The sequence below is a fragment of the Pseudomonas sp. S3_C06 genome (assembly GCF_054667675.1).
Genome location: NZ_CP162747.1, coordinates 3,758,527 through 3,782,643, shown reverse-complemented (window position 1 = coordinate 3,782,643; position 24,117 = coordinate 3,758,527). Strand labels below are relative to the sequence as shown.

Annotated in this window: 22 protein-coding genes; 14 read left to right on the top strand and 8 right to left on the bottom strand. The window is 60.3% G+C overall.

The genetic code is table 11. From position 1 onward, the window contains the following. Positions 1–161 precede the first annotated feature (161 nt). Positions 162–1,586, bottom strand: coding sequence for an aspartate ammonia-lyase (gene aspA, locus AB4N44_RS16910; protein ID WP_064116482.1), 1,425 nt, complete (start codon positions 1,584–1,586; stop codon positions 162–164). Positions 1,587–1,766: 180 nt separating this feature from the next. Here aspA and AB4N44_RS16905 point away from each other — a divergent pair, with 180 nt between their 5' ends. The 5 genes from AB4N44_RS16905 (at position 1,767) to AB4N44_RS16885 (ending at position 5,576) form a co-directional block, all read left to right on the top strand. Further along, positions 1,767–2,675: a LysR substrate-binding domain-containing protein gene (locus AB4N44_RS16905; protein ID WP_064116481.1), complete on the top strand. Its 909-nt coding sequence runs from the start codon at positions 1,767–1,769 to the stop codon at positions 2,673–2,675. A gap of 331 nt (positions 2,676–3,006) precedes the next feature. Then, positions 3,007–3,498 (top strand): 5-(carboxyamino)imidazole ribonucleotide mutase, encoded by a 492-nt coding sequence (gene purE / locus AB4N44_RS16900; protein ID WP_127930272.1) that lies wholly within the window; start codon positions 3,007–3,009, stop codon positions 3,496–3,498. Between the two features lie 10 nt (positions 3,499–3,508). Next, positions 3,509–4,591 (top strand): 5-(carboxyamino)imidazole ribonucleotide synthase, encoded by a 1,083-nt coding sequence (locus AB4N44_RS16895; RefSeq protein ID WP_007920221.1) that lies wholly within the window; start codon positions 3,509–3,511, stop codon positions 4,589–4,591. Positions 4,592–4,700: 109 nt separating this feature from the next. Beyond that, complete coding sequence (locus AB4N44_RS16890; RefSeq protein ID WP_095187854.1) at positions 4,701–4,946, top strand: GlsB/YeaQ/YmgE family stress response membrane protein; 246 nt, start codon at positions 4,701–4,703, stop codon at positions 4,944–4,946. Positions 4,947–5,039: 93 nt separating this feature from the next. Continuing rightward, positions 5,040–5,576, top strand: coding sequence for a DUF3299 domain-containing protein (locus tag AB4N44_RS16885; RefSeq protein ID WP_007920225.1), 537 nt, complete (start codon positions 5,040–5,042; stop codon positions 5,574–5,576). A 126-nt stretch (positions 5,577–5,702) separates the two neighbouring features. Here the strand turns inward: AB4N44_RS16885 and AB4N44_RS16880 are convergent, their stop codons facing one another. Both AB4N44_RS16880 and AB4N44_RS16875 read right to left on the bottom strand, forming a co-directional pair. Beyond that, entirely contained in the window at positions 5,703–6,602 is a 900-nt protein-coding gene (locus AB4N44_RS16880) for a D-hexose-6-phosphate mutarotase (protein WP_127930269.1), read from the bottom strand. Between the two features lie 58 nt (positions 6,603–6,660). Further along, the gene (locus tag AB4N44_RS16875) at positions 6,661–7,065 is read right to left on the bottom strand and encodes an acyl-CoA thioesterase (protein WP_003229628.1); all 405 of its coding nucleotides are present in this window, start codon (positions 7,063–7,065) and stop codon (positions 6,661–6,663) included. Between the two features lie 377 nt (positions 7,066–7,442). Between AB4N44_RS16875 and AB4N44_RS16870 the strand changes: the two genes are divergently transcribed. The 8 genes from AB4N44_RS16870 to AB4N44_RS16835 all read left to right on the top strand — a co-directional run bounded on the left by AB4N44_RS16870 (position 7,443) and on the right by AB4N44_RS16835 (position 18,228). Beyond that, positions 7,443–8,741, top strand: a complete 1,299-nt coding sequence (locus AB4N44_RS16870; protein WP_460108368.1) for an MFS transporter — start codon at positions 7,443–7,445, stop codon at positions 8,739–8,741. 240 nt (positions 8,742–8,981) lie between these two features. Further along, positions 8,982–9,980, top strand: coding sequence for a phosphate ABC transporter substrate-binding protein PstS (locus AB4N44_RS16865; RefSeq protein ID WP_122660264.1), 999 nt, complete (start codon positions 8,982–8,984; stop codon positions 9,978–9,980). A gap of 422 nt (positions 9,981–10,402) precedes the next feature. Continuing rightward, positions 10,403–12,436, top strand: a complete 2,034-nt coding sequence (locus tag AB4N44_RS16860) for an ABC transporter permease subunit (RefSeq protein ID WP_174245149.1) — start codon at positions 10,403–10,405, stop codon at positions 12,434–12,436. A 16-nt stretch (positions 12,437–12,452) separates the two neighbouring features. Continuing rightward, complete coding sequence (gene pstA, locus AB4N44_RS16855; RefSeq protein ID WP_007920248.1) at positions 12,453–14,123, top strand: phosphate ABC transporter permease PstA; 1,671 nt, start codon at positions 12,453–12,455, stop codon at positions 14,121–14,123. A gap of 144 nt (positions 14,124–14,267) precedes the next feature. Continuing rightward, positions 14,268–15,101 (top strand): phosphate ABC transporter ATP-binding protein PstB, encoded by an 834-nt coding sequence (pstB, locus tag AB4N44_RS16850; protein ID WP_016985765.1) that lies wholly within the window; start codon positions 14,268–14,270, stop codon positions 15,099–15,101. A gap of 125 nt (positions 15,102–15,226) precedes the next feature. Beyond that, the gene (gene phoU / locus AB4N44_RS16845) at positions 15,227–15,988 is read left to right on the top strand and encodes a phosphate signaling complex protein PhoU (protein WP_016985766.1); all 762 of its coding nucleotides are present in this window, start codon (positions 15,227–15,229) and stop codon (positions 15,986–15,988) included. A 177-nt stretch (positions 15,989–16,165) separates the two neighbouring features. Then, on the top strand, positions 16,166–17,122 hold the full coding sequence (locus tag AB4N44_RS16840) for a response regulator (RefSeq protein ID WP_095119764.1): 957 nt from the start codon (positions 16,166–16,168) through the stop codon (positions 17,120–17,122). Positions 17,123–17,331: 209 nt separating this feature from the next. Continuing rightward, positions 17,332–18,228 (top strand): M23 family metallopeptidase, encoded by an 897-nt coding sequence (locus tag AB4N44_RS16835; RefSeq protein ID WP_322845297.1) that lies wholly within the window; start codon positions 17,332–17,334, stop codon positions 18,226–18,228. Positions 18,229–18,342: 114 nt separating this feature from the next. Here AB4N44_RS16835 and AB4N44_RS16830 read toward each other — a convergent pair whose 3' ends face one another. The 3 genes from AB4N44_RS16830 to phoB form a co-directional block, all read right to left on the bottom strand. After that, entirely contained in the window at positions 18,343–19,683 is a 1,341-nt protein-coding gene (locus tag AB4N44_RS16830; RefSeq protein ID WP_095119766.1) for a hemolysin family protein, read from the bottom strand. A gap of 110 nt (positions 19,684–19,793) precedes the next feature. Beyond that, complete coding sequence (gene phoR, locus AB4N44_RS16825; RefSeq protein ID WP_238786360.1) at positions 19,794–21,080, bottom strand: phosphate regulon sensor histidine kinase PhoR; 1,287 nt, start codon at positions 21,078–21,080, stop codon at positions 19,794–19,796. 138 nt (positions 21,081–21,218) lie between these two features. Beyond that, the gene (gene phoB / locus AB4N44_RS16820; RefSeq protein WP_007896474.1) at positions 21,219–21,908 is read right to left on the bottom strand and encodes a phosphate regulon transcriptional regulator PhoB; all 690 of its coding nucleotides are present in this window, start codon (positions 21,906–21,908) and stop codon (positions 21,219–21,221) included. A 151-nt stretch (positions 21,909–22,059) separates the two neighbouring features. On the opposite strand from phoB, the gene AB4N44_RS16815 reads away from it, so the two are divergent. Next, on the top strand, positions 22,060–22,443 hold the full coding sequence (locus AB4N44_RS16815) for a COG4315 family predicted lipoprotein (protein WP_460108373.1): 384 nt from the start codon (positions 22,060–22,062) through the stop codon (positions 22,441–22,443). A 111-nt stretch (positions 22,444–22,554) separates the two neighbouring features. Here AB4N44_RS16815 and ubiA read toward each other — a convergent pair whose 3' ends face one another. Then, positions 22,555–23,445, bottom strand: a complete 891-nt coding sequence (gene ubiA, locus AB4N44_RS16810; RefSeq protein WP_127930263.1) for a 4-hydroxybenzoate octaprenyltransferase — start codon at positions 23,443–23,445, stop codon at positions 22,555–22,557. After that, positions 23,445–24,005 carry a chorismate--pyruvate lyase family protein gene (locus AB4N44_RS16805; RefSeq protein WP_460108376.1) on the bottom strand — a complete coding sequence of 187 codons (561 nt, stop codon included), beginning with the start codon at positions 24,003–24,005 and terminating at the stop codon, positions 23,445–23,447. The genes ubiA and AB4N44_RS16805 overlap by 1 nt, the downstream gene beginning before the upstream one ends. Positions 24,006–24,117 lie beyond the last annotated feature (112 nt).

Here is a 24,117-nt window from a genome sequence, read left to right as displayed (position 1 = left end):
CCGCGTCATCGTTCATCGCGAGCAGGCTCACTCCTACAGAAGACGTTTGTCCTTCAAATAGTTAAAAAAAAGGGCTTGGGGACTAAATCCCCAAGCCCTCAAAAGGTGAGAGGTGTCTAGTCCCTCGACCTGGTGAGCGGTGCTACAAGTAAAGCGTCGGTTCAGGCTTTGAGCGGAACCAGACGTGGAGCAATCATGTTTTCCGGGCGCAGGATGTCGGCGAGCATGGCTTCGTCGAGCAGACCTTCTTCGCGCACCAGTTCCAGCACGCCGCGGCCGCTTTCAAGGGCGAGACCGGCGATGCGGGTGGCGTTTTTGTAGCCGATGTACGGGTTCAGTGCGGTGACCAGACCGATCGAGTGTTCGACCAGTTCACGGCAGCGCGCTTCGTTGGCGGTGATGCCGACGATGCAGTGCTCGCGCAGCATGTCCATGGCGCGTTGCAGCAGGCGGATCGAGTCGAAGATCTTGAAAGCGATCAGTGGCTCCATCACGTTCAGCTGCAGCTGGCCGCCTTCGGCTGCCATGGTCAGCGCCAGGTCGTTACCGATGACCTGGAAGGCCACCTGGTTAACGGCTTCCGGAATAACCGGGTTGACCTTGCCGGGCATGATCGAGCTGCCTGGCTGACGCGCTGGCAGGTTGATTTCGTTGATGCCGGTGCGTGGGCCGCTGGACAGCAGGCGCAGGTCGTTGCAGATCTTCGACAGCTTGACCGCGGTGCGCTTGAGCATGCCGGAGAACAGCACGAAGGCGCCCATGTCGGAAGTCGCTTCGATCAGGTCGGCGGCTGGAACCAGCGGTTGACCGCTGATCAGGGCCAGACGCTGTACCGCCAGCGCTTGATAACGCGGGTCGGCGTTGATGCCGGTACCGATCGCAGTGCCACCGAGGTTCACTTCAGTCAGTAGTTCCGGGGCCAGCGTCTTCAGACGGGCCAGGTCTTCGCCCATGGTGGTGGCGAAGGCACGGAATTCCTGGCCGAGGGTCATCGGCACGGCGTCTTGCAGCTGGGTACGGCCCATTTTCAGGACGTGATCGAATTCTTTGCCCTTGGCCGCGAACGCCTGAATCAGGCTGTCGAGGCTGGCCAGCAGGGTGTCGTGACCGAGCAGCAGACCCAGACGGATCGCCGTTGGGTAAGCGTCGTTGGTCGACTGCGCCATGTTCACGTCGTCGTTCGGGTGCAGGTACTGGTACTCGCCTTTCTGATGACCCATTGCTTCGAGCGCAATGTTGGCGATCACTTCGTTGGCGTTCATGTTGGTGGAAGTACCGGCGCCACCTTGAATCATGTCGACCACGAACTCTTCGTGGAAATCACCGCGGATCAATCGGGCACAGGCTTCGCTGATGGCAGCGTGCTTGGCTTCGCTCAGGTGACCCAACTCGCGGTTGGCGTCAGCAGCGGCCTGTTTGACCATTGCCAGGCCGACAACCAGTTTCGGGTAATGCGAAATCGGAACGCCGGAGAGACGGAAGTTGTTCACCGCTCGCAGGGTCTGGATGCCGTAATACGCTTGAGCCGGTACTTCGAGGGCGCCAAGCAGGTCGTTTTCTGTGCGGAAAGATGCAGCGGAGGACATGATAGAAATCATCTCGATATGGACCCGGTCTGTGCCGGAACGCTGCGAATGCTAGGCTTGTGGGAAATTTTGGGCCAATGCTGTTCAGCACTGCCCTATGCACATTCGGCATAATGCCCGTGTGACGCCGCGTGCGCGGCAGACGTGTGACCTGTTTTGGTGCGTGTCCGGGAGGACGTGATGAATCTGGAAAGCAAATGGCTCGAGGACTTCAGTGCTCTGGCCGCCACCCGCAGCTTCTCGCAGGCCGCTGAACGACGCTTCGTGACCCAGCCGGCCTTCAGTCGGCGGATCCGCAGCCTCGAAGCGGCGCTGGGACTGACTCTGGTCAACCGCTCGCGCACGCCGATCGAACTGACGGCGGCGGGGCAGCTGTTTCTGGTCACTGCGCGCACGGTGGTCGAACAGCTCGGTGAAGTGCTGCGCCATCTGCATCATCTGGAAGGCGGGCAGGGCGAGGTGATGCAGGTCGCTGCCGCTCACTCGCTGGCCTTGGGTTTCTTCCCGCGCTGGATCGCGCAACTGCGTAATGAAGGCCTGAACATCGCCACGCGTTTGGTCGCAACCAACGTCGGCGACGCGGTGCATGCGTTGCGTGAAGGTGGCTGCGATCTGATGCTGGCGTTCTACGACCCGGATGCGGCGATGCAGATGGACCCGGAAATCTTCCCCTCGCTGCATTTGGGTCAGACGGAAATGCTCCCGGTCTGTGCGGCGGATGCCGAGGGCAAGCCGTTGTTCGATCTGGAAGGGGAGGCGAGCGTGCCGTTGCTGGCCTATAGCGCCGGGGCGTTTCTTGGTCGCTCGGTGAATGGTTTGTTGCGTCAGCGGCAGCTGCGTTTCACCACTATTTACGAAACCGCGATGGCTGACAGCCTGAAGAGCATGGCGCTGGAGGGGCTTGGAATTGCGTGGGTGCCGCAGCTGAGCGTGCGTGCTGAGCTGGCTCGCGGCGAACTGGTGGTCTGTGGCGGCCCGCAGTGGCACGTGCCGCTGGAGATTCGCCTGTATCGCTGCGCCTTGGTGCGCAAAGCCAACGTCCGTCTGCTGTGGCGCAAGCTCGAGGGTGGCGCTGCACAAGCTTCCTGAGCCTACGCGGACCCCTTGTAGGAGTGAGCCTGCTCGCGATAGCGTCTGCACATTCAACGATGATGTGACTGATACACCGCCATCGCGAGCAGGCTCACTCCTACAGGGGATTTGCGGTGTTCTGTCGCTGACCTTCAAGTCAATAAAACCGGGCATTTGCGGCAGATGACAGATGGTCGCGCGGGGGGCTGTTTATTGCTTTCTTTGCGGTATACTGCGCGGCCTTCGGCCGGCACGTCCGGCCATTTTTCGTACAATCAAGCCACGCAACCTGCGTGGCTTGTTGTTTTATGACGCGCCTGCGGGCGCTCCAGAGAGAAGAGGCGCGACGATGAGTGCACTGGTTGGCGTGATCATGGGCTCCAAGTCCGATTGGTCCACCCTTAGCCACACCGCCGATATGCTGGAAAAGCTCGGCATCCCGTACGAGGTCAAAGTGGTCTCTGCCCACCGCACCCCGGATCTGCTGTTCCAGTACGCCGAAGAGGCTGAAAGCCGCGGCATCGAGGTGATTATCGCCGGTGCCGGTGGCGCAGCCCACTTGCCAGGCATGTGTGCGGCCAAGACCCACCTGCCCGTGCTGGGCGTGCCGGTCCAGTCGGCCATGCTCTCGGGCGTCGACTCGCTGCTGTCGATCGTGCAGATGCCAGCGGGCATTCCGGTCGCCACTCTGGCCATCGGCAAGGCCGGCGCAATCAACGCAGCCTTGCTCTCGGCGAGCATCCTCGGTGCCAAGCATCCACAGTTCCACACGGTGCTGAAAACCTTCCGTGCCGAGCAGACAGACAGCGTCCTGGACAATCCAGACCCACGTATTGCCTGAGGTTGTTGAGATGAAGATCGGTGTAATCGGTGGCGGCCAGTTGGGTCGCATGTTGGCTCTGGCGGGTACCCCGCTGGGCATGAACTTCGCTTTCCTCGACCCTGCGCCGGACGCCTGTGCGGCCGCGCTGGGCGAACACCTGCGGGCCGATTACGGCGATCAGGATCATCTGCGCCAATTGGCCGATGAAGTCGATCTGGTGACCTTCGAATTCGAAAGCGTCCCGGCCGAAACCGTGGCATTCCTCTCGCAATTCGTCCCGGTCTACCCGAGCGCCGAAGCCCTGCGCATCGCTCGCGACCGCTGGTTCGAAAAGAGCATGTTCAAGGACCTGGGCATCCCGACTCCGGCCTTCGCCGACATTCAATCGCAAGCCGATCTGGACGCCGCGGTCGCTTCGATCGGCCTGCCGGCCGTATTGAAAACCCGCACCCTGGGTTACGACGGCAAGGGCCAGAAAGTCCTGCGCAAACCGGAAGACGTGGTCGGCACCTTTGCCGAGCTGGGCAGCGTGTCCTGCCTGCTGGAAGGCTTCGTGCCGTTCACCGGTGAAGTCTCGCTGATCGCCGTACGTGCTCGCGATGGTGAAACCAAGTTCTATCCGCTGGTGCACAACACCCACGACAGCGGCATCCTCAAGTTGTCGGTTGCCAGTACCGATCACCCGTTGCAGGCGCTGGCCGAAGACTACTCGAGCCGTGTGCTCAAGCAACTCGACTACGTCGGCGTGATGGCGTTCGAGTTCTTTGAAGTCGACGGTGGCCTGAAAGCCAACGAAATCGCCCCGCGCGTGCACAACTCCGGGCACTGGACCACTGAAGGCGCCGAGTGCAGCCAGTTCGAAAACCACCTGCGCGCCGTTGCCGGCCTGCCGCTGGGTTCGACGGCCAAGGTCGGCGAGAGCGCGATGCTTAACTTCATCGGTGTGGTACCGCCGGTTGAGAAAGTCATCGCCATCGAAGACTGCCATCTGCATCACTACGGCAAGGCCTTCAAGGCCGGGCGCAAGGTCGGTCACGCCAACCTGCGTTGCGCCGACATGGCCACGCTGCAGGCGCAGATCGTCAAGGTTGAAGCGCTGATCGCCGAGTAAAACAGTTTCATGTGGCAGCGGCGGAACCATTCAGGGGCCGCCGTTCTCTCATGGCAGGATGCCAAAGTCTGACTAGGCTTCGCATATCTACTATTCAGAGGGAAATGCCATGGGAATTATCGGAACCATCTTTATCGGCTTGATCGTCGGCCTGCTGGCTCGGTTCCTGAAACCGGGCGATGACAGCATGGGCTGGATCATGACCATCCTGCTCGGTATCGGCGGTTCGCTGGCAGCCACTTACGGCGGCCAGGCTCTGGGCATCTATCGCGCGGGCGAGGGCGCAGGTTTCATCGGCGCACTGGTCGGCGCGATCGTGTTGCTGGTGATCTACGGTCTGATCAAAAAGAACTGATCCAAAGCGACAAAGCCCTCTCGGCCAACGTGGCCGGGAGGGCTAGAATGCTCGGCGATTCATTGTTCCTTCCTTTCTATACCGAGCACTTTCATGCGCCGTCTTCTGTTGACTCTTCTCTTTCTGGGCAGTGGTTTGGCCCACGCCGGCGAACTGCCGGAAACCGACTGGCTCGAACTGATGCCCAAGTCGGACCAAAAGGCCCTCGAGGCCATGCCTGAAATCGACCACAACTCCCCGGAAGCCACCGGCACCTTCACCGAGAAGGGCGGGATGAAGCAGGCCAAAGGTCTGCCGGCGGTGATGTATTCGACCAAGACCGTGGCGTCGATGAACGACAAACACATTCGCATCGGCGGTTATCCGGTGCCGCTGGAGTCCGACGCCAAGGGCCGCAGCACGCTGTTCTTCCTCGTGCCGTATCCCGGCGCTTGCATCCACGTGCCGCCACCACCACCGAATCAACTGGTGCTGGTGCGGTATCCGAAAGGTTTGAAACTGGACGATATCTACACGCCACTGTGGGTGACCGGCACGCTGAAGGTTGAAAAGGTCAGCAATGATCTGGCCGATGCGGCGTATGCGCTGGAAGCCGACAAGGTGCGGGTGGTGCAGGAGTCCGATCTCTAACAATCACCACCAAACAACTGTGGGAGCGAGCCTGCTCGCGAAAGCGGTGTATCAGTCATTTGAATGTTGACTGATACAACGCCTTCGCGAGCAGGCTCGCTCCCACATTTTGTATTGCAGTGCTGGTTAGAGCGGTTCGCGGGCGACGCTGACGCCCATGGTATGACTCGCCCCCGGCGCCAGCGTGACGATGTCATCCATCACATTCGCCGTCTCGATGCACAGCATGCGCTGCCAGCCATCGTTATCCATATCCGCCAACGCTGCTGCGCGATCGATCCAAGGGTTCCAGATCACCGCCGTGCGTGAACCTGTGGCCGTCAGCACAATGCGTCTTTCCCAGGCCGGATCGACAATGCTCAGTTGTGGCGGCGCATCGAGGTAGATGCGGTCGGTCTCACCGGCAAATTGCAGATCGCCTTGCTGACTGGTGGTTTTCCAGTCATCCAGCGTCTCGATGTAATTCAAACCATCCACGCCTTCGACGTGCACATTGCGCACATCACTGACCGCGAAATAGGTGTGCAGCGCCTGACTCAGGCTGACGGTGTCACTGCCACGGTTATGGCTGGTCAGGCTGAAGCTCAATTGCTCGGACAAATGCAGGGTCAGGGTCAGATCGACCTGATGCGGCCAGCCCGGCAGGCCACCTTCGGGGTAGGGCAGCTTGAACTCGACCTTGATACCGTCAGCCTCTGATTCGATGCCGCCCAGTTCCCAATCCATCGCTCGCACCAGACCATGCGCGGGTGCCGGTTGCTCGCCGGTGTACATGGCCTGCACGTTCTGCGGGTTGCGTTCGAACTTGCCGAACCACGGCCAGCACACCGGCACGCCGGCGCGAATGCTTTTGCCCGTCTTGAACTCGGCCTTGTCGTTGAGCCAGATGATCGGCGGCTGCCCATCGATTTGATAACTGAGGATGTGCGCGCCTTGCTGGGCCACCAGCACTTCGGCCTGACCGTGGCGGATGCGCCAGCAGTTCAGTTCATCCAGTTTCACCGCTTCAACGTTGGGCGTGTTCATGGGGCAGCTCTCGATCAGACACTTGGGACGGTTATCGACCGCAAAACGGCCGCGAGGTTTAACGCGCGCGTGGCGGAACCGAGCGAGTGCGGCCGCTGCCGTCGATGGCGACGAAGACGAAAACCGCTTCGGTCACTTTACGCCACTCGCTGGACAGCGGATCGTCGCTCCACACTTCGACCATCATCTGGATCGAGCTGCGGCCGATTTCCAGGGTCTGGGTATAGAAGGACAATTGCGCACCGACTGCCACAGGCACAAGGAACGCCATGCGGTCGATGGCGACGGTGGCGACGCGTCCGCCAGCGACACGGCTGGCCATTGCGGTGCCGGCCAAATCCATCTGCGCTACCAGCCAGCCGCCGAAAATATCGCCAAAGCCGTTGGTTTCGCGCGGGAGTGCAGTGATTTGCAGGGCCAGGTCGCCTTGCGGGATCGGATCTTCTTGTTCGAGCTCTATCATGCCGGGGGTGCCTCTGACCCGTGACTCTTCGTTGGTATTGCTGGTGGTAGCCGTCTTCGGGAAAAACGATTCAGCACCGAACATACTACGTTCGTCACGTTTTCCATCAGGCGCCTAAAGGAGAAACTCTGCGAAACCGGCTAATCCCGAGCAAAGGCCGGGCCAACGACGTTTTCGCACAGCAACCCCTTACAAACCGGAGCAGGTTGCGAGTATATCGGTCGGTAGACTCCACGACGACCATCCGGTTCTGATTTTGACCGTCAATTACGCGCCTCTATGTGCTTTTTCGAACAATTTGCTATGGTGCCGAACCTGCCCAAGCCACCGCCAGCGTTGTTGTGGCGGCAGATCCGACTATAAGAGAAGCCCTTGCCATGACCACAGCGCCTTCGAGCCTCGCGCAGCCCGAGCAACCCGCACGACCGTTGACCCGCAATGACTACAAGACTCTGTCGCTGTCCGCCCTTGGCGGAGCGCTGGAATTCTACGATTTCATCATCTTCGTCTTCTTCGCCACCGTGGTCGGCAAGCTGTTCTTCCCGGCCGACATGCCCGAGTGGCTGCGCCTGATGCAGACCTTCGGCATCTTCGCCGCCGGCTACCTCGCGCGGCCGCTGGGCGGCATCGTCATGGCGCACTTCGGCGACCTGCTGGGGCGCAAGAAGATGTTCACCCTGAGCATTTTCATGATGGCCGTGCCGACCCTGATCATGGGCCTGCTGCCAACGTATGCGCAGATCGGCATGTGGGCGCCGATCCTTCTTCTATTGATGCGGGTCATTCAAGGTGCGGCGATTGGCGGTGAAGTGCCGGGGGCTTGGGTCTTCGTTTCCGAACACGTTCCGCAAAAGCACATGGGTTACGCCTGTGGCACCCTCACCAGCGGGCTGACCGCCGGCATTCTGCTCGGCTCGCTGGTCGCCACGGCGATCAACAGCATTTATACGCCAGCAGAGGTTTCCGATTACGCCTGGCGGATTCCATTCCTGCTGGGCGGTGTGTTCGGCCTGTTCTCGGTCTACCTGCGCCGTTGGCTGCACGAGACCCCGGTATTTGCCGAACTGCAACTGCGCAAAGCCCTGGCTGAAGAAGTGCCGCTGCGTGCGGTGCTGCGTGATCATCGCGGCGCGATTGCGATCTCGATGCTGCTGACCTGGTTGCTGTCGGCCGGGATCGTCGTGGTCATTCTGATGACGCCGACCGTGCTGCAAACGGTCTATCACTTCTCGCCGACCGAATCGTTGCAATCGAACAGTCTGGCGATCGTGTTTCTGAGCATTGGCTGCATCATTTCCGGCGCACTGGCGGATCGCTTTGGTGCCGGGCGCGTGTTTGTGTTTGGTTGCCTGGGCTTGCTGATCAGTTCGTGGACCTTCTATCACAGCCTCGCCGATCACCCGAACTGGCTGTTCCCGCTGTACGCGTTGACCGGTTTTCTGGTGGGCACCATTGGTGCGGTGCCGTACGTGATGGTTAAAGCGTTCCCGCCGGTGGTGCGCTTCAGCGGGTTGTCGTTCTCGTATAACGTGGCTTACGCGATTTTTGGCGGGTTGACGCCGATGGTGGTCAGTCTGTTGTTGAAAGAAAGTGCGATGGGGCCTGCCTACTATGTAGCGGTGCTGTGCACGCTGGGGATTCTGGTCGGGGCGTGGCTGTGGAAGAAGGGCCGCTGATTTCCCCTCCCGCCTGATCGTTCCCACGCTCCGCGTGGGAATGCATCCTGTGACGCTCCGCGTCACTTCTCAAATGCGGACGCAGAGCGTCCATGGCGGCGTTCCCACGCAGAGCGTGGGAACGATCTGTCGCGACATGCTGGCCTTTCATCCAATTGTCATATTTCAGCCATAGAGTGTTCACACGGCCTGCTGATACTTGGCCCCGACTTAACACACCCTATCTGCTAGGAGTAAGGCATGAAACTGAAGCGTTTGATGGCGGCAATGACTTTTGTCGCTGCTGGCGTTGCGACTGCCAACGCGGTTGCCGCTGTTGACCCTGCTATCCCGAGCTACACCAAGACCACTGGTGTGTCGGGCAACCTGTCCAGCGTCGGCTCCGATACCCTGGCCAACCTCATGACCCTCTGGGCTGAGAACTACAAAAAAGAATACCCGAACGTCAACATCCAGATTCAGGCCGCTGGCTCCGCCACTGCGCCACCTGCGCTGACTGAAGGCACCTCCAACCTGGGCCCGATGAGCCGCAAGATGAAGGACACCGAACTGGCGGCCTTCGAGCAGAAGTACGGCTACAAGCCAACCGCTATCCCGGTGGCCGTGGATGCCTTGGCTGTCTTCGTACACAAAGACAACCCGATCCAGCACCTGACCATGGAGCAGGTTGACGCGATCTTCTCGTCGACCCGTCTGTGTGGCGCCAAAGCCGACGTGAAAACCTGGGGCGACCTGGGCGTGACCGGCGACCTGGCCAACAAGCCAGTTCAGCTGTTCGGTCGTAACTCGGTATCCGGCACCTACGGCTACTTCAAAGAAGAAGCCCTGTGCAAAGGCGACTACAAACCAAACGTCAACGAACAACCAGGTTCGGCGTCGGTTGTGCAGTCGATCAGCTCCTCGCTGAACGGCATCGGTTACTCGGGCATCGGTTACAAAACCGCCAGCGTTAAAACCGTACCGCTGGCCAAGAAAGGCAGCACTGACTTCATCGAAGACACCGAAGAAAACGCCCTGAACGGCAAATACCCGCTGTCGCGTTTCCTCTACGTTTACGTCAACAAAGCCCCGAACAAGCCTCTGGCTCCGCTGGAAGCCGAGTTCGTGAAACTGGTGCTGTCGAAACAGGGCCAGGAAGTGGTAGTGAAAGACGGCTACATCCCTCTGCCAGCCAAGGTTGCTGCAAAAGCACTGGCTGACCTGGGTCTGCAGGAAGGCGGCGCTGTCGCAAAGAAGTAACAAATTGAGTCCGGAGTGAACCCCACCGGACTCAGGTGAAAGGCCGGATCTGCGCGCAGACCGGCCTTTTACACACCTCAAATTTTTGATCCTCTGCCAGTCCCGCTGGCGGTGGATTTGCTGCGTCACTGCATTGTCATCTTTCTGTCATACAGGATCGCTAGGGTGAGCGCATGAATGATCTGGCCAATTCCCAAATGACTACTAATCCTCCCAAGCGCATTGATTTCAATACGCCTGAGCTGCAACGCAAGCGCCGAATTCGCGCGCTCAAGGATCGCTTCACCCGCTGGTACGTCCTCGTTGGCGGTCTCGCGGTGCTGGCAGCCATCACCCTGATCTTCTTCTTCCTCGCCTACGTGGTTGCGCCGCTGTTCCAGGGTGCCGACCTGACCGCGAAAGACTCGATCACCCCGGCCTGGATGCAGGACGCCGGCAAGCCGCTGATGATTTCGCTCGAAGAGCAGAATCAGGTGGCCATGCGTGTTTCCGACAAGGGCCAGGCATTGTTCTTTGATATCGACAGTGGCGCTGAGCTGAAGCGCGTCGATCTGCCGGTGCCTGCCGGCGCCACCGTGACCTCGATTGGTGAAGACCAGCCAGGCCATCCGCTGGTGGCCGTGGGCCTGTCCAACGGTCAGGCGCTGGTGTTCCGTCACACCTATAAAGTCAGCTACCCCGATGGCAAGAAAACCATCAGCCCGGCCATCGAGTATCCGTACGGCGAGGCACCGATCGCGCTTAACGAAGCCGGTGGTGCGCTGGAGCACGTCAGCCTCAACGCCTCCGACACGACCCTGATGCTGGTCGGTTCGACCGGTTCGCAACTCAACGTTCTGTCGCTGACCAGCGAAGAAAACATGATGACTGGTGAAGTCACCAACGAGCAGAAGCGTATCGATCTGCCGCAGATGACTGAGCCGGTGAAAAACATCTTCGTCGACCCGCGCCAGCAATGGCTGTACGTGGTCAACGGTCGTGCCCAGGCCGATGTCTTCAGCCTGCGCGACAAGAGCCTCAACGGTCGCTACAAACTGCTGGAAAACGCCGACGCTGAAGTCACCGCAACCACGCAACTGGTCGGCGGTATCTCGCTGATCGTCGGTGACTCAAAAGGTGGTCTGGCCCAGTGGTTCATGGCCCGTGACACCGATGGTGAGCTGCGTCTTAAGCAGATCCGCACCTTCCAGATGGGCACCACGCCAATCGTTGAAATCAGTGCTGAAGAGCGTCGCAAAGGCTTTCTCGCGCTGGATGCCAGCGGCAAGCTCGGCGTGTTCCACAGCACCGCGCACCGCACCTTGCTGGTCGATCAGGTGGTCGAAGGCCAAGGCCTGTTCGGTCTGTCGCCACGCGCCAACCGCGTGATCGTCGAAGCCGGCGGCAAGCTGCAACCGTTGCTGCTCGACAACCCACACCCGGAAGTCTCGTGGAGCGCGCTGTGGAGCAAGGTCTGGTACGAGAACTACGACGAGCCTAAATACGTCTGGCAATCGACCGCCGCCAACACCGATTTCGAACCGAAACTGAGCCTGTCGCCACTGACCTTCGGCACCCTGAAAGCCGCGTTCTACGCGATGCTGCTGGCGGCGCCACTGGCCGTTGCCGCTGCGATCTACACTGCGTACTTCATGGCCCCGGGCATGCGCCGCAAGGTCAAACCGGTGATCGAGCTGATGGAAGCGATGCCGACGGTGATCCTCGGTTTCTTCGCCGGCCTGTTCCTCGCGCCGTATGTCGAAGGGCATCTGCCGGGCATCTTCAGCCTGCTGATGTTGTTGCCGATCGGCATCCTGGTCGCCGGTTTCACCTTCAGTCGTCTGCCTGAATCGATCCGCCTGAAAGTCCCGGATGGCTGGGAAAGTGCGCTGCTGATTCCGGTGATTCTGTTCGTGGGCTGGCTGTCGCTGTACATGAGCCCGTTCATGGAGAACTGGTTCTTCGGCGGTGACATGCGCATGTGGATCTCCCACGACCTCGGCATCACCTACGACCAGCGCAACGCTCTGGTGGTCGGTCTGGCCATGGGTTTTGCGGTGATCCCGAACATCTATTCGATCGCTGAAGACGCCGTGTTCAGTGTGCCGCGCGGCCTGACCCTCGGCTCGCTGGCCCTCGGTGCCACGCCGTGGCAGACCATGACTCGCGTGGTGATCCTGACCGCCAGCCCGGGGATCTTCTCGGCGCTGATGATCGGCATGGGCCGTGCAGTCGGTGAAACCATGATCGTGCTGATGGCCACCGGTAACACCCCGGTCATGGAAATGAACCTGTTCGAAGGCCTGCGCACCCTGGCTGCCAACGTCGCGGTGGAAATGCCCGAGTCGGAAGTCGGCGGCAGCCACTACCGCGTGCTGTTCCTCTCGGCATTGGTGCTGCTGTTGTTCACCTTCGTCATGAACACCCTGGCAGAACTGATTCGTCAGCGTCTGCGCAAGAAATACTCGTCGCTTTAAGCAAAGGTAGAAGTCTGTGAAACAGAACTCCCTGAAAGGATGGTTCAAGAGCGGCGCCCCAGGCGTCTGGATCAGCGGTGGCGCGGTGTCCATCGCGGTCATCATGACCATTGGCCTGCTGGCCGTGATTGCCGTGCGCGGTCTGGGTCACTTCTGGCCGGCGGACCTGGTCCACGCCCATTACGACGTACCGGGCCAGGCCAATCACCTGGTCATCGGTGAAGTGGTACAGAAAGAAGAAGTGCCTCGCGCCCGTCTGAAGAGCGCCGGTTTGCCGGTGCCCGATGAAGGCCCGGAATTCATGACCCGCGAGCTGATCAAGGTCGGCAACCGTGATCTGAACGGCAACGACTTCACCTGGATCGTCGGCGAGTGGCTGACCAACCAGACCACGCCGCCAGAACTGATGGCGATCGAGCGTCGCGAGTGGGGCAATTTCTACGGCTACCTGGTCAACGTCAAACAGGATGGCAAAGTCATCGCCGAGGGCGAGGCCGCGTGGCCTGAGCTGCAGGCGCGAATCAACCGTGTGAACGGTCTGGCGGCACAACTGAAGTCGCTGGAAAAGACTGACATCGGTGCAATCAACGCAGGTCTGGAGCGCATCCGTCTGCACGGTCGCAAACTGGAACTGGAAGGCAAGCTCGACGCTACCGCGCAAGCGGACATGGAGTCCGAGCGTGCCGAGCTGAATGCGCGTTATCAGGACATCGAAGCGCGCCTGGCCGATCTGCATGCGCAGTTCAATCGCGATGCCTTGACCGCTCGTGATGCCAACGGCAAAGAGATCGAAATCGGTCTGGGCAAAGTGGTTCACGCCTACCAGCCGAACGCGATGAGCACCTTCACCAAGGTCGGCTTCTACTTCAGCAAGATCTGGGAATTCCTGTCGGACGACCCGCGTGAAGCGAACACCGAAGGCGGGATTTTCCCGGCGATCTTCGGCACCGTGATGATGACGTTGATCATGGCGATGATCGTCACCCCGTTCGGCGTGCTGGCGGCGGTGTACCTGCGGGAATACGCCAAGCAGAACACCCTGACGCGGATCATCCGTATCGCGGTGAACAACCTCGCTGGCGTTCCGGCGATCGTTTACGGCGTGTTCGGTCTGGGCTTCTTCGTTTATGTACTCGGTGGTTCGGTCGACCGTTTGTTCTTCCCCGAAGCACTGCCGGCACCGACCTTCGGTACCCCGGGTCTGCTCTGGGCCTCGCTGACTTTGGCGCTGCTGGCGGTGCCGGTGGTGATCGTGGCGACCGAAGAAGGTCTGGCGCGTATTCCGCGTACCGTGCGTGAAGGCTCGTTGGCCCTCGGCGCGACCAAGGCTGAAACCCTTTGGAAGATTGTCATTCCGATGGCCAGCCCGGCAATGATGACCGGCATGATCCTCGCCGTGGCCCGTGCCGCGGGTGAAGTGGCGCCGCTGATGCTGGTGGGTGTGGTGAAACTGGCGCCGTCGCTGCCGGTGGACGGCAACTACCCGTACCTGCACCTGGATCAGAAGATCATGCACCTGGGCTTCCACATCTATGACGTCGGCTTCCAGAGCCCGAACGTCGAGGCGGCGCGTCCGCTGGTGTACGCCACGGCGCTGTTGCTGGTGCTGGTGATCGCCACGTTGAACCTGTCGGCGGTGTATATCCGTAACCACCTGCGCGAAAAATACAAAGCACTGGATAGCTGATTTTGCAGCACTGATTTTTATGTGGGAGCGAGCCTGCTCGCGAAGGCATCACCGCGGTTTCATAGACAAACCGCAGCGCCTGAATCGCCAGCAGGCTGGCTCCCACAAAAACCGAACCGAATTTGTTAGCACAGGGAGCCTCCCATGCAGCACGAAACACACACCCACGGCATCAACATGTCTGCCCTGGGCCGCGACAAGCAGAGCCTCAGTCTCGAGCAGGAAACCGTGGCCATCGAAGTGCCGGGCCTGAGCCTGTACTACGGCGAGAAACAAGCGCTGTTCGACGTCAGCATGAACATCCCGAAGCAGCGCGTGACCGCGTTCATCGGCCCGTCCGGCTGCGGTAAATCCACGCTGCTGCGCACCTTCAACCGCATGAACGATCTGGTTGACGGCTGCCGCGTAGAAGGCGCGATCAACCTCTACGGCAACAACATCTATCGCAAGGGCGAAGACGTTGCGGAGCTGCGTCGTCGTGTCGGCATGGTGTTCCAGAAGCCCAACCCGTTCCCGAAAACCATCTACGAAAACGTGGTTTACGGCCTGCGCATTCAGGGCATCAACAAGAAGCGCATCCTCGACGAAGCGGTCGAGTGGGCGTTGAAAGGCGCGGCGCTGTGGGACGAAGTCAAAGACCGTCTGCATGAATCGGCACTCGGCCTGTCCGGTGGTCAGCAACAGCGTCTGGTCATCGCCCGTACCATCGCGGTTGAGCCGGAAGTGCTGCTGCTCGACGAGCCGTGCTCGGCCCTCGACCCGATCTCGACGCTGAAAGTCGAAGAGCTGATCTACGAGCTGAAGTCCAAGTTCACCATCGTCATCGTGACCCACAACATGCAACAGGCCGCGCGGGTGTCCGACTACACGGCGTTCATGTACATGGGCAAACTGGTGGAATTCGGCGACACCGATACCCTGTTCACCAACCCGGCGAAGAAGCAGACCGAAGACTACATCACCGGTCGTTATGGCTGATTGAAGCGGCTGCGAGCGGCAAGCTTCAAGCGGCAAGTTAGAAGCGAAGCGGCATGGATCACCACATAACAGCTTGCAGCTTGTAGCTAGCAGCTCTTGGTTAAACGCTTTTTCGGAGCGAATGCATGATTTCCAAAGAAGGTCTTACCCACCACATCTCCGCGCAGTTCAACGCTGAGCTTGAGGAAGTGCGCAGCCACCTCCTGGCCATGGGCGGGCTGGTCGAGAAGCAGGTCAACGACGCGGTGACCGCGCTGATCGAGGCCGACTCCGGCCTGGCTCAGCAGGTGCGCGAGATCGACGACCAGATCAACCAGATGGAACGCAACATCGACGAAGAATGCCTGCGCATTCTTGCCCGTCGTCAACCGGCGGCGTCCGACCTGCGTTTGATCATCAGCATTTCCAAGTCGGTGATCGACCTTGAGCGCATCGGTGACGAGGCGACCAAGATCGCTCGTCGTGCGATTCAGCTGTGCGAAGAAGGCGAAGCGCCGCGCGGTTACGTCGAGGTTCGCCACATCGGCGACCAGGTACGCAACATGGTCCGTGATGCGCTGGACGCGTTTGCCCGTTTCGACGCCGATCTGGCGTTGTCGGTGGCGCAGTACGACAAGATCATCGACCGCGAATACAAGACCGCGCTGCGCGAGCTGGCGACCTACATGATGGAAGACCCGCGCTCTATCTCGCGGGTCTTGAGCATCATCTGGGTGCTGCGTTCGCTGGAACGCATCGGCGACCACGCGCGCAATATCTCCGAATTGGTCATTTACCTGGTGCGCGGCACCGACGTGCGCCACATGGGCCTCAAGCGCATGAAGGAAGAAGTTGAAGGCACAAGCGGCGAAACCGCTAATGTTCCGGGCAATGCTGACGATAAGTAAGATTGCCTGAGAAAAGCGCCCGGCCCTTTGGCCGGGCGTTTTTGTTTGTGCTTTTCACAAGGCAGATCGAATTAAAAAGCAGCACCCGCGAACGAAAAGTCCCGGCGTGACTGAAGAGTTTTGGCAATGTGCCATCAGCCAGCGTTATGCTTGCCGGGATTTTAATAGGGGTGTTGGATGAGCAAGATCAGTGTGTTGGTCGTGGACGATGCTTCGTTCATTCGTGACCTGGTGAAAAAGTGCCTGCGTAATTACTTCCCGGGGATCCGCACCGAGGACGCCGTCAACGGTAAAAAGGCTCAGGCCATGCTGGCCAGAGAAGCCTTCGACCTGGTCCTGTGCGACTGGGAAATGCCGGAAATGTCCGGTCTCGAGCTGCTGACCTGGTGCCGCGAGCAAGACAACCTCAAGACCATGCCGTTCGTCATGGTCACCAGCCGTGGCGACAAGGAAAACGTCGTGCAGGCGATTCAGGCCGGTGTTTCCGGCTACGTCAGCAAGCCGTTCACCAACGAGCAACTGCTGACCAAGGTCAAGCAGGCGCTGAACAAGGTCGGCAAACTCGACACCCTGATGAACAGCGCGCCGACCAAGATGAACTCGGCGTTCGGCAACGATTCCCTGAGCGCCTTGACCGGCGGCAAGCCTGCCGTGGTCGGCGGCGCTCCGGCAGCGGCGGCGGTCAACCCGTTTGCCAAACCGGTTGCTGCCGCGCCAGCGCCCGCTGCTGCGCCATCCCGTGGATTGCTCAACAGCCCTCCGGTCAAGGCACCCGCCGCCGCGTCGGCACCGGCCAGCGGTCGCGGCCAAGGCCAATTGCGTCTGCCAAGCGGTACTCAGCAATGCGTGATCAAGGCCCTGAGCATCAAGGAAGCGTTGTTGGTGGTGAAACGCACCGACACCCTGCCGCAGATCCTCGACAGCGCCGTGCTCGATCTGGAGCAGGGCGACAACGCTGAGATTGCCCGCCTCAACGGCTACCTGCACGCGGTTGTCGCGTTTGAGCCGAAACCGGACAGCGACTGGCTGCAACTGACCTTCCGTTTCGTCGATCAGGACGCGCAGAAGCTCGACTACATCTCCCGCCTGATCGCACGCGGCACGGCGCAGAAGCACTTCGTTCCGGGCGCGTGATCTTCGTCGCCTGACAGTCCGCTATCGCGAGCAGGCTCGCTCCCACCCTGGAATGCATTCCAAATGTGGGAGCGAGCCTGCTCGCGAAGGGGCCATCACTTACGACTTACATTTTCCAGACTGGCCAATTTGAAACATCTGTCGACTAGCCTGGTCTGCTTCACCTGCTAGGCTCATTTCCAGGCCTTCCTTTCGACAGACTCTTGCCCATGCTCGCGCGCCTGCTGTTTTTCTGTGGTCTCTTCATGGCCTCCACCTCGGCTGTGGCCATGACCATTTACAAATCCACCGATGCCAACGGCGTGGTCTCGTACAGTGACCGGCCGAGCAAAGGCGCGCAGGTGTTCGTTTTTCAGGACCGCATGGTCGAGCGTCTGGAGCGGCAGGTGTACCTCGACATCAAAAAGCAGAAGGGTGCCGACGTGGTCTTCGTGCGCAACGATCTGTATGCGCCGGTCGAGGTGGCGCTGGCGTTCACCGGGATGAGCAATGTGCGCGGCGCGCCGGCACAAACCATCCGCCGGGTGCTGCCGGCGCGCAGCAATACGCGGTTGGCATTGCTGACGGCGGTGTCCGGCAAGCAGCCGCTGGTGTACACGCCGCAATTTCACTATTCCCTCGGTGACCCCGCTGGAACCGCACAGGGCTATCGTTATCCGCTGCCATGGCGCGGTGGGCCGTTTCGCCTGAGTCAGGGCGCCAACGGCCAATACAGCCACTACGGGCCGAAGAACAAGTACGCGATGGACATCGCCATGCCGGTCGGCACGCCGATCATTGCCGCGCGGGCCGGGGTGGTGGTGAAGACCGAGAACTCCCAGAGCGGGCGCGGTAATGATGCTTCCGGCAATTTCGTGCGGGTGCTACACGACGACGGCACCATGGGCGTGTACCTGCACCTCAAACAAGGTTCGGTGAGCGTGCGCGAGGGGCAAAGGGTGACGGTGGGCAGTCCGTTGGCGCTGTCAGGCAACACTGGCAACAGCAGCGGCCCGCATTTGCACTTTGTGGTGCAGCGCAATACCGGGGAAGGGTTGGTGTCGATTCCGTATCAGTTCAACCAGCCGCTGGGGGCGTTGCCCAACTTTGCGTTGGGCAAACAGTGATGAGGTATCTGATCTGACGCCTTCGCGAGCAGGCTCGCTCCCACCCTGGAATGCATTTCAACTGTGGGAGCGAGCCTGCTCGCGAAGGAATCGGCGCGGTGCCGGATCAGCCCATCAATCCAGCATCAACACCTTCGCCAGCACAATCTTCGGCCCTTTCATCTTCTTGATGATGATTCGCAGGCCTTCGACTTCCAGCACTTCTTCCTCTTCCGGCACCCGTTTCAGGGTTTCGTAGACCAGCCCGGCGAGGGTTTCCGCTTCGATGTGATCAAGGTCGATGCCCAGCAGGCGTTCCACCTTGAACAGCGGCGTGTCACCACGCACCAAGAGCTTGCCCGGCTGATAGGCGAGGATCCCGCGCTCAGCCTTGCGGTGTTCGTCCTGAATGTCGCCGACCAGCACTTCCAGCACGTCTTCCATGGTCAGGTAGCCGATGATATTGCCGTCAGCCTCCTCGACCACGGCGAAGTGCGAGCCGCCCTTGCGGAACTGCTCCAGCAACTGCGACAGCGGCATGTGCCGTGACACGCGCTCCAGCGGGCGGGTCAGTTCAGCCAGGTTGAACGACTCGGGAATGTGGTCCAGCGCCGCCAGTTCCAGCAGCAGATCCTTGATGTGCAGCAGGCCGACGAACTCCTGACGCTCGCTGTCGTAGACCGGATAACGGCTGAACTTGTGGCGACGGAACATCGCCAGGATTTCTTTCAGCGGTGCGTTGAATTCCAGCGTGATCAGGTCTTCGCGGGAGTTGGCCCAGTCGACCACTTCCAGCTCGCCCATTTCCACCGCCGACGCCAATACGCGCATACCCTGATCGCTCGGATCCTGGCCGCGGCTGGAGTGCAGGATCAGTTTCAGTTCTTCGCGGCTGTAATGGTGTTCGTGGTGCGGGCCGGGTTCGCCCTGACCGGCGATACGCAGAATCGCGTTGGCGCTGGCGTTGAGCAGGTAGATCGCCGGGTACATCGCCCAGTAGAACAGGTATAGCGGCACCGCCGTCCACAGCGACAGCAGCTCGGGTTTACGGATCGCCCAGGATTTCGGGGCCAGTTCGCCGACCACGATGTGCAGGTACGAAATGATGAAGAACGCGGTGAAGAACGACACACCTTTGACGATCTCCGGCGACTGCACGCCGACCGCGCTCAGCAGCGGTTCGAGGATGTGTGCGAACGCCGGCTCACCGACCCAGCCGAGGCCAAGCGAGGCGAGAGTGATACCGAGCTGACACGCCGAGAGGTACGCATCGAGCTGACTGTGCACGGTGCGCAGGATATGCCCGCGCCAGCCGTTCTGTTCAGCGATGGCCTCGACCCGGGTCGAGCGCAGTTTGACCATGGCGAATTCCGCCGCAACGAAAAAGCCGTTGAGCAAAACCAGGATCAGAGCGAAAAGGATCATGCCGAAGTCGGCGAAAATTGTAGCGAGGGACAAGCCAGGGGAAGGGTCCATGATGGAGTTTTGCGGGTTCCGTGTGATTCAAAAGAGAGAAAAGTCGCGCCTGAAAGGCAGGCACAAGTCAGCCAATGTAGCGGCTGACCTGGCGATTGCCTAGTGCGACATTACTCAGCGGCGCTGATCGCCCGCGCCTGGGCCACCTGAGCCGGGGCGAAATGGCAGGTGAACGTGCTGCCGTGACCGGGCACGCTGCTGATCTCCATGCGTGCGCGGTGGCGCAGCAACACGTGCTTGACGATGGCCAGACCCAGGCCAGTGCCGCCAGTGTTGGAGTTGCGGCTGGAGTCGACGCGGTAGAAGCGTTCGGTCAGGCGCGGCAAGTGTTTGCTGTCGATGCCGATCCCGGAATCCTGCACGCTCAGGTGCGCGCCCTGATCGTCACCCCACCAGCGAATGCGGATGTTGCCCTCGGCGGGGGTGTACTTCACCGCGTTGAACACCAGATTGGAAAACGCGCTGCGCAACTCCGCTTCGCTGCCCTTGAGCAACAGGCTGGCATCGGCTTCGAGGCTGATGCGCTGGTTCTTCGCGCCGGACAATTGCTGCGCATCGCTTTTGATCGATTGCAGTAGCGTATCCACTTGCACCGGCTGGTTATCCGACGGGTAATCGGTGGCTTCGAGTTTCGCCAGCAACAACAAATCGTTGAGCAGCGTCTGCATGCGTCCGCCCTGTTGTTGCATCTGCTGCAGAGCGCGACTCCAGCGCGGGTTCACTTCTTCGACGTTGTCGAGCAGGGTTTCCAGATAGCCGCAGATCACCGTCAGCGGCGTGCGCAATTCGTGGGAGACGTTGGCGATGAAGTCTTTGCGCATCTGTTCCAGCTGATGGATACGCGTGACGTCGCGCACCAGCATCAGGTGTTCATTGTTGCCGTAGCGGGTCAGGTACAGCTGAATGCGCACGCGATCGTTGGTTGGCGAGGGGATTTCCAGCGGCTCGGCGTAGCTGTCCTGCTCGAAGTATTCCTTGAAGCGCGGATGGCGCACGAGGTTGGTCACCGGTTGGCCACTGTCCTGCGGGGTCTTGAGGCCGAGCAGGGTTTCGGCGGCGCGGTTCCACCATTCCAGGTTGCCGTCACTGTCGAGCATGATCACCGCGTCTTTCAGCGCGGCGGTGGATTCCTGCACCCGGTCGATCACCGCTTGCAGGCGCCCGCGTACGCGTTGATCACGGCGTTGCAGGTGGTAGATGCTGTCGAACACCTCGCCCCACAGCCCATAGCCGTCGGGCGGTGCTTCATCGGGTTGGTGCTGGCGCAGCCACTCGTGCAGCCGCAGCAATTGCTTGAGCGTCCAGCCCAGATAAATCCCCAGACCCGCCGCGAGGCTCCAGCCGTAATAGCCGGTGATCAGGCCGATCACCAGGCAGGCGGTGACCAGCAGCAGCATGTGGCGAATCAGAGTGCCATGCCAGTTTTGATTCACGGAGCGTCCTTAACGCAGCTTCGAGTTTCAAGCCACAAGCTTCAAGTTAAAGCGGATCGGCTTTTACTTGCCGCTTGTAGCTAGAAGCTTGCAGCTGTTTTTTTATGCTTTGGTGGAAAACCGGTAGCCGGTGCCGCGCACGGTTTGTACCAGATTTTCGTAGGCGTCGCCGAGGGCCTTGCGCAGGCGGCGGATGTGCACGTCGACGGTGCGTTCTTCAACGTAGACGTTGCCGCCCCAGACCTGATCCAGCAACTGGCCACGGGTGTAGGCACGTTCCTGGTGGGTCATGAAGAATTGCAGCAGACGGTATTCGGTCGGGCCCATCTCGGCGGGTTTGCCGTCGATGGTCACGCGGTGGCTGATCGGGTCGAGCAGCAGGCCGCCAACTTCGATCGGCGCTTCGCCGTCGGTCGGACCGGCGCGGCGCAGCACGGCTTTGAGACGGGCGACCAGTTCACGCGGGGAAAACGGTTTGGTGATGTAGTCGTCGGCGCCGACTTCCAGACCCTGGATCTTGTTGTCCTCTTCGCCCTTGGCGGTGAGCATGATGATCGGGATGTCCCCGGTCAGTTCATCGCGCTTCAGGCGACGGGCCAGTTCGATACCGGAGGTGCCGGGCAGCATCCAGTCGAGCAGGATCAGGTCCGGCTTGCGGTCGACGATGATGGCGTGGGCCTGCTGCGAGTTCTCTGCCTCGAGGCAGTCATAGCCGGCCATTTCCAACGCAACGGCGATCATTTCGCGAATGGGCGCTTCGTCGTCGACGATCAGAATGCTCCTGCCAACCATGCCTTAATCCTCTTGTCATTTAACTGTCTTGCGCCGCATTAGATAACGGAATTATTGCAGTCGTGTGACAGTATTTTCGCCCGGCGGCGATTGTGCAAATCCTCAACTAAGCTCTAAGTCCGAATCCTGACAACCACAAAAGAAGGTTTCCATGACTCAAATGACTGTTTCTTTCAAAGCCCTGCTGATGGCTGCGGCCCTGACTCTGCCTGGATTTGCGTTGGCTGCGGATCCTGCGATGGAGAAGGACGGCATGTACACCGACCACAAGGGCATGACCCTGTATACCTTTGCCAAGGACTCCGCCGGCAAGTCGATGTGCAACGACAAATGCGCAACGAACTGGCCACCGTTGACGGCGACCGCGGGTGACAAGTCGATGGGTGACTGGACTGTCATCAAACGCGACGACGGCTCAATGCAATGGGCCTATCAAGGCATGCCGCTGTACACCTTCGTGATGGACAAGAAGGCCGGTGACATGACCGGTGACGGCAAAATGGACGGCGCGTGGAAAATCGCCAAGGCCAAGTAAACGCGGCCCCCTGTAGGAGTGAGCCTGCTCGCGATAGCGGTGTATCAGTCAGCATTTTCGTTTCTGACACACCGCTATCGCGAGCAGGCTCACTCCTACATTGATTTGCGTTTAGCGCAATGCGTAGTCCAGCACGATCCCGACGAAAATCGCCAACCCGGCCCAGTGGTTGTGCAAAAACGCCTTGAAACAACGCATGCGGTCACGATCGCGGGTGTACCAGAATTCCCAGGCATAACAGCCAGCAGCCACCAGCAAGCCAAGATGGAACCAGATTCCCAACTCAAATTTCGACCCCGCCAGCAGCAGGCACCCCAGCGACAACGCCTGCAAGCTCAGGATGATCACCCGATCCGCCTCGCCGAAGAGAATCGCCGTCGACTTCACACCAATCTTCAAATCGTCATCGCGATCGGTCATCGCGTAATAGGTGTCGTAACCCACCGTCCACAGCAGGTTGGCGATCCACAGCAGCCACGCTGCCGCCGGCAACTCACCGGTCTCGGCCGTGAACGCCATCGGCATGCCCCACGAGAACGCCGCGCCCAGCACCACTTGCGGGTAATAGGTGTAGCGCTTCATGAACGGATACGTGAATGCCAGCGCCAAACCGCCCAGCGACAGCCAAATGGTCGGTGCGTTGGTGCACAGCACCAGCAGAAAACTCACGCCCATCAACAGGGCGAAGAACACCAGCGCTTCTTTCGAGCTGATTCTGCCCGCAGCCAATGGCCGTTGCGCGGTGCGCTTGACGTGGCCGTCGACCTTGCGATCAGCCCAGTCGTTGATCACGCAGCCGCCGGCGCGGGTCAGCACCACGCCGAGGACGAAAATCACCACATTGGCCAGCGACGGCGAGCCCTTGCCGGCAATCCACAACGCCCATAGGGTCGGCCATAGCAGCAGGTAAATGCCGATCGGCTTGTCCATCCGCGTCAACTGAATGAAATCCCAGGCACGCGGGTTCAAGCGATTCAGCGACTTGAGCAGGCTCTGATACATCAGCAGTTCTCCGGATGGGCACGGGCGGCATTCCACAGGCTCGGCAGGAAGATTTCCGCAACCAGGACGCTCAGCGCGCCACGATCAAAGCGCGAACGACGGCCCCACAGCTCGGGCGCTTTCGCGGCTGGCGGCAGCCATTGTTCAGGGTAGTGGCAAACTTCGAGGGCGCGGCGCTGGAACGCCTGATCGCAAAACAGCAGTTCGCCCAGCGAGCGACTGCCCAACTCGTCCATGTGCAAACCGTCGCCCTGCAAAGCGGCGCGCGAAGCGACGCTGCGGGCAAACACCCAAGCCTCGCCGTGGCCACGCAAATACACCTCGCGCACCCAGCCTTCACTGCCTTCGGCCAGATCCAGCGCGGCACATTCGTCAGCGCGCAGGGTGTCCCAGCCTTCGAACAACGGCGTGACGCTGAAGCCATCGCTGGACAACCGGGTCAGTCGGCGGGTGAGGGAGCCTTCGTCGAACAACCAGTCGAGGGTCAACGAATCGGGGAGGGGCGTCAGTCGGCTTTGGGTCAGCCAGAGCGGGGTCGGGCAGGCATTTGAATGTTGCACAATGAGTCATTATTGGCCGCAAATGAGGCGGCGAGCTTACCATGGCGAGCTGCGCTATTGATTGATCCGGGGCGCCATTGCGCCGAACAGGCTTGCATCTGCCCGGCTCCAT